General features: G+C 40.9%; 8 protein-coding genes. 5 read left to right on the forward strand and 3 right to left on the reverse strand.

Going from position 1 to position 13,057, the window contains the following annotated elements; all coding sequences use genetic code 11:
• Positions 1-273 precede the first annotated feature (273 nt).
• The 3 genes from BEGALDRAFT_RS13860 (at position 274) to ygiD (ending at position 8,079) form a co-directional block, all read left to right on the forward strand.
• Positions 274-5,655 (forward strand): DNA repair ATPase, encoded by a 5,382-nt coding sequence (locus tag BEGALDRAFT_RS13860; protein ID WP_002690988.1) that lies wholly within the window; start codon positions 274-276, stop codon positions 5,653-5,655.
• A 498-nt stretch (positions 5,656-6,153) separates the two neighbouring features.
• Entirely contained in the window at positions 6,154-7,065 is a 912-nt protein-coding gene (locus tag BEGALDRAFT_RS13865; protein ID WP_002690990.1) for an IS982 family transposase, read from the forward strand.
• 240 nt (positions 7,066-7,305) lie between these two features.
• Positions 7,306-8,079: a 4,5-DOPA-extradiol-dioxygenase gene (gene ygiD, locus BEGALDRAFT_RS13870; RefSeq protein ID WP_002690992.1), complete on the forward strand. Its 774-nt coding sequence runs from the start codon at positions 7,306-7,308 to the stop codon at positions 8,077-8,079.
• Here ygiD and recJ read toward each other — a convergent pair.
• The gene (gene recJ, locus BEGALDRAFT_RS13875) at positions 8,068-9,804 is read right to left on the reverse strand and encodes a single-stranded-DNA-specific exonuclease RecJ (RefSeq protein ID WP_002690993.1); all 1,737 of its coding nucleotides are present in this window, start codon (positions 9,802-9,804) and stop codon (positions 8,068-8,070) included. The two genes, ygiD and recJ, sit on opposite strands and share 12 nt — an antisense overlap.
• Before the next feature lie 55 nt (positions 9,805-9,859).
• Positions 9,860-10,654, reverse strand: coding sequence for a hypothetical protein (locus BEGALDRAFT_RS13880; RefSeq protein ID WP_002690996.1), 795 nt, complete (start codon positions 10,652-10,654; stop codon positions 9,860-9,862).
• A gap of 83 nt (positions 10,655-10,737) precedes the next feature.
• On the opposite strand from BEGALDRAFT_RS13880, the gene BEGALDRAFT_RS13885 reads away from it, so the two are divergent.
• Positions 10,738-11,643: a DUF72 domain-containing protein gene (locus BEGALDRAFT_RS13885; protein WP_002690998.1), complete on the forward strand. Its 906-nt coding sequence runs from the start codon at positions 10,738-10,740 to the stop codon at positions 11,641-11,643.
• A 101-nt stretch (positions 11,644-11,744) separates the two neighbouring features.
• Positions 11,745-12,617: a DUF808 domain-containing protein gene (locus BEGALDRAFT_RS13890; RefSeq protein ID WP_002691000.1), complete on the forward strand. Its 873-nt coding sequence runs from the start codon at positions 11,745-11,747 to the stop codon at positions 12,615-12,617.
• Between the two features lie 43 nt (positions 12,618-12,660).
• Here the strand turns inward: BEGALDRAFT_RS13890 and BEGALDRAFT_RS13895 are convergent, their stop codons facing one another.
• The gene (locus BEGALDRAFT_RS13895) at positions 12,661-13,056 is read right to left on the reverse strand and encodes a type II toxin-antitoxin system MqsA family antitoxin (RefSeq protein WP_002691002.1); all 396 of its coding nucleotides are present in this window, start codon (positions 13,054-13,056) and stop codon (positions 12,661-12,663) included.
• Position 13,057: the final 1 nt, after the last annotated feature.

The following is a 13,057-nucleotide window of genomic DNA, read 5'->3' on the forward strand; positions in this document are numbered from 1 at the left end:
ACAGACTATGCTTAGTTTGAATAATAACAACTTATGTTCCTACATATTGTTACTTTACTCCGTTGTTTTTCTTTATACCTATTGCACTACATATAATCTTTAACTATAAGCAGTTTTATAAGTCCTGCCTTTCTATAGAATACCTCTCTTATATTTTTCCCCCTAATACATACAAAATAATGCAATAACAATTAGGTCACTTAACTTTTTTCGTTATTTAATCTATGGTAATACAGCAAAACTTGCCATTCATCGCCGTTTAAGGGGTTTCTCATGACGAATAATAGCCAGAATGATAATAGCATTGAGACAGGGGGCGCGTATGAAATCATCCGCCAACGCTTAAGCCAACAAGGCGAGTTATTAGGCACAAAACTGAATGCCCTGAATCAACGCCGTATTGAGGTCTTTGGCAGTACACAAATGAGCGTGATAGGACAAACCCGTGTCCGTACCGAAAATAATTGTGTTCCCCGCGATATTCTCAACATGGGCAATTATTTATTGTTCGGCTATAACGTTTTTATGGGGCTGAAATCAGAAACCAAAGTCAGCGATGTTTTTAGTTTACATACAATAGAAGAAACCGCCGACGGTTACGAATTCGCGCCTGTTCCCTTTGAACAGTGCTTTTTATCCGAGAGCCGTTTTGTCAGCGATTTTCAAGAACTTTACCGCTATTACAAAGAAGCAAAACTCAGCCAATTACGCAATGCGCAAGGCAAAAAACTGGCAGTTTTTCAAGTGGGTAAAACCCTACAAGATGCAAAAGTCTTCCGTTGGGCAGTCGATATTGCGGGCAATGTTTCCTATATCGACAATCGGGGCGAGCGCGATAATGTTTACCCTGCGTCGCATGATTTTGAATGGCGCATGACTACTCGTGAAAGTCACATTATGGGGAAATGCCCTCATGTTTCTATTTTAGATGAAGTTTTTGTTGAAACTGTTGGCGGGACGCTCACCGTAAAACTGGAAAATAATACAGAAGATGGTCTCGGGATTTATAACGAACCCGTTGATGATTTAAATCAATCCTTAGCCGATGCACAAATTCACTTTGCTAAACTGGGTGAACTGATTTTATTAAAAATCCGTCCTTATCGAGAAGAAAAATTCCGTTATCTGGTTTTTAACAAATTAACGCAAAAAGTCACCCGTATCGACGCAATTGGACAGGCTTGCGTGCAATTGCCTGAAGACCACGGCATTATTTTTCCGGGAGGCTATTATTTAAAAAATGGCGATTATAAAGTGTTTGAAGGCGATGACTTAGGCAATATGCGCTATAAACGCCTGATACGCTCCCCTAATGGGGAAGATGTTTTATATATCTTTCATCAAGCAGAAATTGGGAAATTAGTCCTATTTTCCTACAATTTAATTCGCAAAGAAGTCCAAAACCCGATTATTTGCCACGGCTACTCAATTTTTACCGATGGGCGTATGGTGGTTTTTCGGGCAGATGATAGTATGCCCGTGCGGGTTCATCCGATGCAAATCTGGCAAACGCCGTATATGAGCGATGAGCACGCCGCCCAAGTGCCGAAAAATGGTTCTTTTTTAGGCAAAATCGGCAATCCTGAATTAGTGCGCGGTATTTCTGACGCTTATAGCATTAAACGCATGATAGAGGCGCAAAGCCCTAATATGGCGACTTATGAGCAATTGCTGGTCAGCGTGCAAAAAACGATAGATGCTTATCACTGGCTAGGACATGCCGATGTGGGCAATTTATTGGCAGTTTTGAAAGAGATTCAAAGCAATGCCAATTTAATCCGTGCTGAATTTGAAAAAGTTCAAACTTTACAACGTGAAGCCGCGAAATCCATCCAAGAAGCGGAAACTGTTCAACAAACCTTAATAGAAACCATTAAACACCCTGAGCGTTGGCAATCCATTGAGGAATATGTGCAATATCTCACCGAGTTACGCAGCCAACGCGGTCGCTTGATAACCCTGCGCGATGTGCGCTATATCGACCTTGAGCGCGTTAATGTGTTAGAAACACAGGTGATTGATGGTTTTAATCAATTAAGTCAAAAAACCGTTAATTTTCTCTTACAAGACAGCGCATTAAAACCCTATCATCAAGCCTTAGAACAATATTTAGTTCAAATTCCCAACTTAAAAAACAGTATTGAATTAAAGCCATTACAAGAAAATTTAGATAAAACGGCAGCGGGTTTAGAGCTATTAAACACCGTGTTAAATGATTTAAGCATCGAAGACCCCAGTATGCGCACGCAAATTGTGGAAGCGATTTCCGACGTTTATGCACAATTAAACCGCGTGCGGGCAGAATTAAATTTACAGCGTAAAAACTTATCTTCTCATGAAGCCGTTTCCGCTTTTGCCGCGCAATTTAAACTGTTTTCGCAAAATGTCGCGGGCGCGATGGCGCAAGCGGATACGCCTGAAAAAGCCGACGAACAATTAACCCGTTTATTAGTGCAATTAGAGGATTTAGACAGCCGTTTCAGTGAATTTGACGAATTTTTAGCGCAAATTGCTGATAAACGTGATGAAGTTTATGCCAGTTTTGAAGCTCGCAAACAGGCATTGGTCGAAGAACGTCAACGCCGTGCTTTGCATTTAAATCAAACGGCTGAACGAATTTTACAAGGTATCGTCCGTCGTGCCGCGAGTTTTAAAACCGCTGAAGAACAAAATGCTTATTTTGCAGCGGATGCGATGGTGTTAAAAGTTCGGGATTTAATTAAGCAACTCTATGACTTAGGCGATAGCGTTAAAGCGGGGGATTTAGAATCGCGTTTAAAATCATCGCGTGACCAAGCTGTACGCGAGTTGCGCGATAAACAAGACATTTTTGTTGACGATGGTGCAGTTATTTTACTGGGAAAACATCGATTTAGTGTTAATACGCAAGCCTTAGATTTAACCCTTGTTCCACAAGAAAAAGACGGGGAAAAACGCCTTGCTTTACATTTAACAGGCACGGATTTTTTTCAAGCCTTAGATGATACAGAATTAAACGCGAACCAAACTTATTGGGAACAATCTTTAATTTCTGAATCGGCGAGCGTTTATCGTGCGGAATATTTAGCGTATCAATGCTTACGTAATCCTGCGTTAAAACCTGCGCTAGAGCCGAGCGCGTTGTTGGATGTGATTCGCCACTATGCAACGGAACATTATGATGAAGGCTATGAACGTGGGGTTCATGATGTGGATGCCTCGTTGATATTAGCAAAATTGTACGATTTACAAAATACCGTTGGACTTTTACGTTTTAGTCCCACGTGTCGCGCCATGGCGCAATTATTTTGGGGGTTTTACCCTGAGCGGGTGCAATGTGATTTATGGACACGGAGTGCACGGAGTTTACAGCAGTTACAAACCTTATTCGGCACGAGTGGCGACAGTTTCATGCAACAATTAGCCAGCGAATTGCAACAAGCGATTGTGCATTTTTTAACCGCGCAACAATTGGTTGTCGACGCGCAACAAGTGGCGTTAGCAGGCAGTTATTTAGTTGCTGAGTTAAAACAAGAAACTTTAAGTTTTACCGTAACAGGAGAAGCCTTACAGCAGGCGGAGACTTTTTTAAAAGCCTTAGAAACCCGTCAACAGTGGGCGGTTTTTACCGCAGATTTACAGGCTTTACATGGACATTTAGCCAAGCAATGCGCTTTATTAAACAGTTGGATAATAGGGGTTTATCAAAATACGCCTTTATCAACGGAGCGGGTTTTAGAAATCAGTGCCATTGTGTTAAATCAATTACAAGGCTTGAATTTACAAGCTAATACAGCACAAACGCAGGTGATGATAACGGGATTATTAGGGCAACATCCGCGCTTGCAAAATCGACAATTAATCTTGCAATTAGATACTTTTTTAGAACGATTACAGCAACATGAAACGCAAATTATTCCTGCTTATCAAGCCTTCCGTCGTTTACGTCAACAAGTGATTGACCGCGAGCGGAAAAATTTGCGCTTGCAAGAATTAAAACCACAGCCTTTAAGTTCTTTTGTGCGCAATCGTTTGATTAATGAAGTTTATCTCCCGCTGATTGGGGATAATTTCGCCAAACAACTCGGCACGGTCGGTGAGCAAAAACGCACGGATTTAATGGGCTTGCTCTTGCTGATTTCTCCACCTGGTTATGGCAAAACCACGTTATTGGAATATATCGCGCAACGGTTAGGCTTGATTTTCGTCAAAATTAACTGCCCGACGATTGGTCATCAAGTGGTTTCGGTTGACCCTGCCGAAGCTCCCAGCGCGACCGCTCGCCAAGAGTTGCACAAGTTAAATTTAGCCCTAGAAATGGGCAATAACGTGATGCTGTATTTAGATGATATTCAGCACAGTAATCCCGAATTTTTACAGAAATTCATCTCATTAGCGGATGGACAGCGCAAAATTGAGGGGGTTTGGCGGGGGGTGTCGAAAACTTATGATTTACGGGGGAAACGCTTTTGTATTGCGATGGCGGGCAATCCTTATACCGAATCGGGCGAAACGTTTAAAATTCCTGATATGTTGGCGAATCGGGCCGATATTTATAATTTAGGGGATGTGTTAGGCGGAAAAGAAACCTTGTTCGCCTTGAGTTATTTAGAAAATTGTTTAACGTCGAACCCGATACTTGCACCATTAGCAAATCGTGAGCGTGAAGATACTTACCGCCTTATCCGTTTAGCGCAGGGGGAAGAGGTTAATAGCAGTGAATTCATACATGCCTACTCTGCAACGGAATTACAGGAAATAACAGCGATTTTCCGTAAATTACTCCATGTGCAACGCATTTTATTAAAGGTGAATCAGCAATATATTTATTCAGCCGCGCAAAAAGAGGCTTATCGCACTGAACCCGCGTTTAAATTGCAAGGTAGTTACCGCAATATGAATAAGTTAGCAGAAAAAGTTGTTGCGGTGATGAATGAGCAGGAATTACAGCAGTTAATCACTGACCATTATCAAGGGGAAGCGCAGACTTTAACGACAGGTGCGGAGGAGAATTTATTAAAATTGGCTGAGTTGCGTGACGGTTTAAGCCCTGAGCAACAATTGCGTTGGGAGCAAATTAAGGGCACGTTTAACCGTTTAAAAACCAGTGGCGACCCAGATGCTGACCCTGTCACGCAAGTGATTAGTCAATTATCTAACTTAGCGGCACAATTAGATAATATTCGTCAGACTTTATTAAAAGCGATACAACTGCAAGTTAATCAAAGTAAAATCCCTGTTGCATTTCCCATTAATCCTGAGCAAATCAGCCAGTTGCTTAACCATTTATCCACCTTGCCAAAAGTATTGCAGTTACTTCAAAGTGAAAAAAACACGGCGAGTACGGCATCAACTACGCACATGGAGCAGTTATTACAGCAGTTATCGACTTTGCCCGCCTTAACGAAAGCACCGCAAGCGGCAAAAGTAGATGTGAATGTGGTTAATCAATTACCACAAGGCGCGGAGCAGGTGATACAGCAATTGGTGGAGATGATAGAAAGTAGTTTAATGCCATTAGTACGCGGATTTGAGCGAAAATCCCGTTTAGACTTGGTAATTTGGAATCGCTTAAAAGATGTGTCGGAAACCTTGCGAGAGATTTATCCCGAAGCGTTTAAAAAGGCTCGTGCACAAAAGCATTTACCATATGCAGATGATAGAGAAAATATGTAAAAACTTAGCCTAACGCGAGTATGGCGAGATAATAGATATAAAACAGAGGATTAATGATAAAAGCGGAATAAAAGCGGAATGGAAGAAATAAAAAGTTGTACCTAAAGGAAAAGTAGGAATAATGGAACATCACTAAACGCCCACCCCCACTTTCCAAAGGTACAACCATGGATATGATAACCTGAGTTCGGCGAGTTTTATAAAATAAAACAGAGACCTGCTAGGTTTTGAAAACCTAGCAGGTCTATTGGAACACGCGAAAAGGTTTGACGGACTGGCAGAGATTATTCTCTTGTTTTTCATCAAGATTAACCAGACAAGATTACAACATTGTCTGAATCAGGATTTTCAGAATTAACAGAATTAGCGGAATTTAAAACCCTTAAACCAAAAAGTAAGATGAATCATGCTTTTTAATTCTGCTAATTCTGAAAATTTTGTGAATTTTGATTCAGACAAGCCGTTGTTTCTTTAACAGAAACTCGCCGAACTCAGGTTATGATAACAACCCTGTTCTGCTCAATCGATGACTTTTGTAAATGGTTTATACCCTTATGGGAACAAATGTTGTTAGAAGAAGGAAATCCCAAGAAAAGTCAGCGAGATGGGACAATGTCCCCGTCGGAAGTGATGACCTTACTCGTGTTATTTCATCAATCTAATCAACGCCATTTCAAAGGATTTTATACCCACTATGTTCCGCAGGTACTCGGGGGGGCGTTTCCGAAACGGGTCAGTTATCAACAGTTTGTTGAGTTATCCCAGTCAGTGATGATACCGCTCAGTGCCTACTTGCACAGTCGGCGGGTAAACTCTCGCGGGATTGCCTTCATTGATTCAACCCCGTTAAAGGTTTGCCACAATCGGCGAATTTCACACCATAAAACCTTTGCAAACCTCGCACAACGGGGGAAGAACTCTATTGGGTGGTATTTTGGCTTTAAATTGCATTTAGTCATTGATGATAACGGTGAATTAATCTCCTTTTTTCTCACCGCTGCGAATTTTGATGACCGCAAGGGCTTAAGGGCGATGACGCAATTTATTCAAGGTAAGTTATATGGTGACAAGGGCTATATTTCTAAGGCATTAAAGGCAACTTTGAAAACGCAAGGCATTGAATTAATCACGGGTGTCCGTAAAAACATGAAAAAAGAGTCGCTCAGTGAATTTGATACGATAATGCTAAAAAAACGCTCCTTGATAGAAACCGTTATCGGTCAACTTAAATCATTCACTCAGATTGAACATACGCGCCATCGCAGTGTTTTAGGGTTTATGGTCAATGTCATTGCGGGGCTTATTGCTTACACTTGGAAGCTCCATAAGCCTTCTTTGATGTCTCGTATTCATCCTAAACTTGATGATGGCTTTAATTTGTTAAATCCTTCTCAACCTTTTTTTATTTAAGTCATTATTCGCCGTACTCGCGTTAAAAGACTACGATAAAAAAAACGAGACATAAGTCACTTCTACATGAATGAATACTTTCCTTATCGCAACAACAATCAAGTTGCTATCGTTATTTTACACTAAACAGAAAATTTTTATTTAAATCAAAACAGTAAAATTTTTTAAATTTCATATTTGATTTGTACTAATTAGCAATATAATAATTGAAACAATATTTATCATTGAGGGAAAAAAATCATGGCTAATCGTTTACCCGCTTTATTTATCGCACATGGCAACCCAATGAATGCTTTAGCTAATAATGCTTATACGCAAACATTGACACAATTAGGAAAAACATTAGCAACGCCAAGCACGATTTTAGTGATTTCAGCACATTGGCAAACACTGGGCACTGAAGTTGCGAGTACGGATAAACCGCAGACAATTCACGATTTTGGTGGATTTCCGCCTGAATTATTTGCGCAACAATATCCCGCACAGGGCGCGCCTGATATTGCAAAAAAGGTTAAACAATTATTGCCAAATGTGGTGGAAAATCCTGAAATGGGTTTAGACCATGGTGCGTGGACAGTTTTAAAATTTTTATATCCACAGGCGAATATCCCCGTTTTACAGTTGAGCTTAGATTATCGCTTATCGCCCGCAGCGCATTATCAACTTGCACAAGCGTTGCAACCTTTGCGAGAACAAGGGGTATTGATTTTAGGGAGTGGCAATATTGTGCATAATTTGCGGGCGATGGACTGGCGGAAAATTGACGCGCCCCCGCATTCGTGGGCAATGGCATTTGATACGCAGATTCAAACTGGGTTAAAAACTCGCAATCATCAGGCGTTGATTGATTACCTACAGGGGGGAGAACCTGCCCATTTGTCCGCGCCAACCCCCGAGCATTATCTGCCTTTGTTATACATTATTGCGTTACAACAAGCAGATGAGTCAGTGCAGTTTATTTATACAGGTTTTGAACATGCCAGTATTAGTATGTTAAGTTTTTCAGTGGCTTAACTCTTCTAAGTGTTCAACCATGAGTTGTAAACTTTTGATACCCCGATGAAAATTAACGTCTAATCGATACGCTATTTTTACTATTGGCGTATTGGTGCTTAGTGGTGTTTCTGCCATGTTAAAAGCAATCGCATCAACAGGTAAGCCAGCAGGTAAAGGACGGACAACCATTTTTAAATGACTATTTTTTAAAACCCGTTTGTCCATGATTTCAAAAACGCCTTCGAACATCGGTTCAGGCACTTCTTGCCCCCACGGCAGAAGATAGCGGAGTTGTTCGGCAAACGGTAGATTAAAGTCGCTGGGGTTTAATTCGCCGTCTGTATAAATTTTGCCTTGTATATTTTCGGGTGAAAGTTGCTGACGAACAGCAGTATCAAAGAGTTGGCAAAATTTTTCGTAATCTTGACGGGCTAAACTTAAGCCTGCTGCCATTGCGTGTCCGCCAAAACGGCTGAGTAAATGCGGATGTTGGGTGGCAATACTTTCTAAAATATCGCGGATGTGAACACCAGCGACAGAACGCGCCGAGCCTTTTATCTCATCGTGTTGACTGACGGTAAAGACGATAACGGGGCGGTGTAAACGGTCTTTAATCCGTGAGGCGAGAATACCAATAACGCCTTGATGCCAATTCTCGTCGAATAAACAGAGTCCAACGGGTAGATTATCATCGGTTTGCAATGGCATGGTAGCTAATTGGGCAAGGGCTTCTTGATGCATTTCTGCTTCTACTGCTCGCCGTTCTTGGTTAAGAATATCTAATTCTTGCGCTCGTTCCCATGCTTCTGTGTCGTTTTCGCTGAGTAAACAGGCGATACCGTAGCTCATGTCGTCCATACGCCCCGCCGCATTTAAGCGTGGGCCTAACGCAAACCCTAAATCGCTGGCAACTAATTCGCCTTGTTCCCGTTGTGCGACTTTAATTAAAGCACGTACTCCCGCTGAACAGTTATTAGCGCGGATACGTGCCAACCCTTGCGCCACTAAAATGCGGTTGTTGTAGTCTAATTTCACCACATCCGCAACCGTGCCAAGTGCCACTAAATCTAATAACTCGGCTAAATTGGGGTCGACAATGCCTTGTTGTGTAAACCAGCCGTGAGTTCGCAAACCCGCACGCAGTGCCAGCATGACGTAAAAAATCACGCCAACCCCTGCAAGGTTTTTACTCGGAAAAGAATCGCCAACTTGATTGGGATTGACAATTGCGTCTGCAATCGGTAGTTGTGGCGGTGGTAAATGGTGGTCAGTGATTAAAACTTTTATCCCGCGTGCTTTCGCTTCAGCCACGCCCGCAACGCTGGAAATGCCATTATCAACGGTAATTAACAACTCTGCTTGATACGGTGAAGCCAGCTCGACAATTTCAGGTGTCAGCCCATAGCCATGTTTTTCACGATTAGGCACTAAATAATCGACCTGTTTTGCGCCCATTAAACGCAATGCTTTCACAGCTAAACTGCAACTAGTCGCGCCATCCGCATCATAATCCGCCACGATTAAAATACGCTGTTGCTGTTGTAGCGCGGTCACAAGCAAATCGACAGCAGTTTGAATACCTTTTAACTGATGATATGGCAATAAATACTTTAACGTGTGTTCAAGTTGTGTCTCTGGATTAATCGCACGGGTTGCAAGTATCTGCTGAATAACAGGATGTAACCCGTTTTCTTTTAACACAAAATCAGTGGGCAATTGTCGACGATAAAGGTTTTTTTGCATGATGCTCAAACACACGAAGTTAAAAGAATGCAGAATAACATAATTAAGCGTGTGCTTACTTTTTCAAGAAACCAAACACTTTTTTTAATAATCCCTGTTGCTTATCTGGTGTTGCTTCCTGATGGTGTGCTAACCAATCATTAAACTCTTCGATATCTTTTGCCTGTATTTGCCGTTTAATTTCCGCTCGATATTTCTCAGGTAAAACATAGCGCGGTGGTAATTTTAATTCCGTGTTTTCCCGCAATAAATATTGTGCAAATGCATCTAAAAACGTATCTGTAATCAATTCTGGCGATAAACTGTATTCTTTCTTGCCAAAATTTTCAAAATTGCTGACATCAATATCAATTTTGTTAGTTTTTGAATTAGCAAACACCTTAAAACTAATCACAATCAATGGATTTATTGTAAATAATGCTCGGCTAAATTTATTTTTCTCCTCTTGTTCTGTGTATTTAAATGTTACTCCCTGCGCCCAGAGAAAATCTTTTAATAACAAAGCATCTCGTTCATTGCTTTTATGCACAATGGTTGGAAAATCGCCCACACACTTAAAGCGCAATAAAAACTCATCACCATCCTCTTTTTCTACAGAAATGCTGTATTGACCTTGTTTAAAATTAACAAATTGCCCATCATTATTAGGCAGTACATAGGTTTTTTTAATCTCAGGTTGCAAATAATTGAGATTTTGGACTAAATCGTACAGACAGTGGAAAAGTTTGCGAAAAGCAGGCTTAACCGCTTGATTAAAAATCCCATTTTTGTCAGCGAGTTGGCGTTCTAATGCTTGCTCTTGTTCTTTCTTTTGCGCTGCCTGTTGTTTTAGAGATTCTAAGTATTTCATGGCAGTAACCTTGTCAAGGAAAGGGTTTAAGTATTGTTTTTATACTAACTACAGTAGTTTACTAATAAATTTGAGAGTTACCAATGGATTTTGGGAAAGTAAAAAATTTACACAATATTCAATTTAAACTCCCCCCAACCCCACTATTTACACAAACGCAGTTACAACAAGCGCAAGTGACTAACACAACTATTTATGTGGGTTGTCCTGTTTGGGCGCATAAAGCATGGGTTGGTACTTTATACCCTGCTTATGCGAAAGAAAAAGATTTTTTATCCTATTATGCACAACAATTTAACACCATAGAGTTAAACAGTACGCATTACCATATTCCCGATAGTGCAACAACTCAACGCTGGAAACAAAGCGTACCGACACACTTTCGTTTTTGTCCCAAACTGCCCCAAGAAATTAGTCATCGACAATTATTAACAGGTGAGACGCAAGCATTAACGCAAACTTTTTGCCAAGCGATGCTTGAATTAAAACCCGTATTAGGCATGTGTTTTCTACAATTACCGCCAACCTTTAGCCCTACACAATTCCCTTTATTACTGAATTTTTTAGACACGTTTCCCGCAGATATTCCGCTCGCGGTTGAGTTTCGACATCCCGCATGGTTTAAAGCAGGTTATTTTGCGACAATCGCGCAAGTTTTAGCAGAAAAACAGATTGCCACAGTAATTACCGACGTTGCAGGACGGCGCGACGTGTTACACCAATATTTATCAACTTCAACGGCTTTTATTCGTTTTGTCGGCAATGCCTTAGACCCAACAGATTATCAACGCATTGATGAATGGGTTACTTGTTTAAGTACATGGATTCATCACGGATTAGAAAACTTATACTTTTTTGCCCATGAACCTGATAATACCTTATCGCCACAACTTGCCCACTATTTTATAACGCAACTTAATCAACGTTGTGGGCTACAAATCCCCCTACCGCATTTGCAAGCAGTCAATACACAAGGTAATTTATTCTAAGCATAACCGCCTATTGCAAGGATACGGTAATATATTCATCATCCTACACAGTGATAGTCAGGCGAAAATTAATGTATTTATTGATATAAGGATGAAACACAATGGCAAGCGGATTATTTGCAATTTTAGACGATATCGCCATGCTTTTAGACGATGCGGCAGCCATGACCAAAGTCGCGGCGAAAAAAACGGCGGGGGTTTTAGGGGACGATTTAGCCGTTAATGCAGAAAAGGCTTCAGGCTTTCACGAAAGCAGAGAACTTCCCGTTTTATGGGCAATTAGTAAAGGTTCATTAGTGAATAAAATCATTATCTTGCCCTTTGCATTTTTACTCAGTGCGTTTTTACCGTGGCTAATTGTGCCGATTTTACTGATTGGCGGGGTCTATCTGAGTTATGAAGGGGTAGAAAAAATCGTAGAATGGTTTCACCCTCATGAAAATAACACCGAAAAAGCACAAGTATTACAAGCAAGTGCAGAAACCATTGTCGAGGTAGAAAAGAAAAAAATTAAAAGTGCGATTGTCACGGATTTTATTTTATCGGTAGAAATTATCATCATTGCCTTAGGGTCAGTGATGGATAAAAGTTTTACTCTTCAACTAATTGTCGTGTCTGCTGTTGCCTTAATTGCCACAGTTGGCGTTTATGGTTTTGTTGCCTTAATTGTACGGATGGATGATGCAGGGTTTTGGCTTATTCAACGAGCAGAAGCGAATAATGGGAATGCTGTATTAGGTATTGTTGGTAATGGTCTTGTCAACGCCATGCCTCGCCTGATTCAGGCTCTTTCTGTTATTGGCACAATCGCCATGCTGTTGGTTGGTGGCGGGATGTTTGTGCATAACATCGCGTTTATTCATCACGCGCTAGAATTTTTACCGAGCATCATTGCTGAGTTTCTCGTGGGTGGAATTGTCGGCGGTATTGCCGTTGGCGTAATGATGGGCATTCATTCATTTATGAAAAAATAGAATGGCTTGAATACGACGAAAAATTTTCTCGTCGTATTTAGCCTTATTCTAAAATTTCCTGCAATTGCTCTGGATGTTTATCCAATATTTTCAAAAGATTGACTGTTGCACGTAAAGGCATTGCTTCTCCACGTTCGTAACGGCTAAACGCATTTGCACCGCCCCCAAAAATAAGAGCGGCTTGTTTTTGCGTTAATTTTAGTTTTTTACGAATTGTGCGAATTTCATCCGAAGTTAATAAACCGTCAATTTTTGCGTGAAAATCGTGAATCTGTTTCTGGGTTTCTTGTAAATCCTTGCCTGACAATATTCCCTCATCGCAAGCATTACAATAATCCCCAGCCTGTTTTACTGTTAAGGTCTGTCCCTTATATTCGTATGTTTCGAGGATGGTTTTACGTTCTAAAAAACCATCAGCACAAAATGGACACTTTTTCATA

Source organism: Beggiatoa alba B18LD (assembly GCF_000245015.1).
Classification (GTDB): domain Bacteria; phylum Pseudomonadota; class Gammaproteobacteria; order Beggiatoales; family Beggiatoaceae; genus Beggiatoa; species Beggiatoa alba.

What these genes read in the sequence shown, in the direction of transcription:
- BEGALDRAFT_RS13885 (WP_002690998.1), top strand. Translation starts at nt 10,738, where the DNA reads ATGGATTTTGGGAAAGTAAAAAATTTACACAATATTCAATTTAAACTC.
- ygiD (WP_002690992.1), top strand. Translation starts at nt 7,306, where the DNA reads ATGGCTAATCGTTTACCCGCTTTATTTATCGCACATGGCAACCCAATG.
- BEGALDRAFT_RS13865 (WP_002690990.1), top strand. Translation starts at nt 6,154, where the DNA reads ATGATAACAACCCTGTTCTGCTCAATCGATGACTTTTGTAAATGGTTT.
- BEGALDRAFT_RS13895 (WP_002691002.1), bottom strand. Translation starts at nt 13,056, where the DNA reads ATGAAAAAGTGTCCATTTTGTGCTGATGGTTTTTTAGAACGTAAAACC.
- recJ (WP_002690993.1), bottom strand. Translation starts at nt 9,804, where the DNA reads ATGCAAAAAAACCTTTATCGTCGACAATTGCCCACTGATTTTGTGTTA.
- BEGALDRAFT_RS13860 (WP_002690988.1), top strand. Translation starts at nt 274, where the DNA reads ATGACGAATAATAGCCAGAATGATAATAGCATTGAGACAGGGGGCGCG.
- BEGALDRAFT_RS13890 (WP_002691000.1), top strand. Translation starts at nt 11,745, where the DNA reads ATGGCAAGCGGATTATTTGCAATTTTAGACGATATCGCCATGCTTTTA.
- BEGALDRAFT_RS13880 (WP_002690996.1), bottom strand. Translation starts at nt 10,654, where the DNA reads ATGAAATACTTAGAATCTCTAAAACAACAGGCAGCGCAAAAGAAAGAA.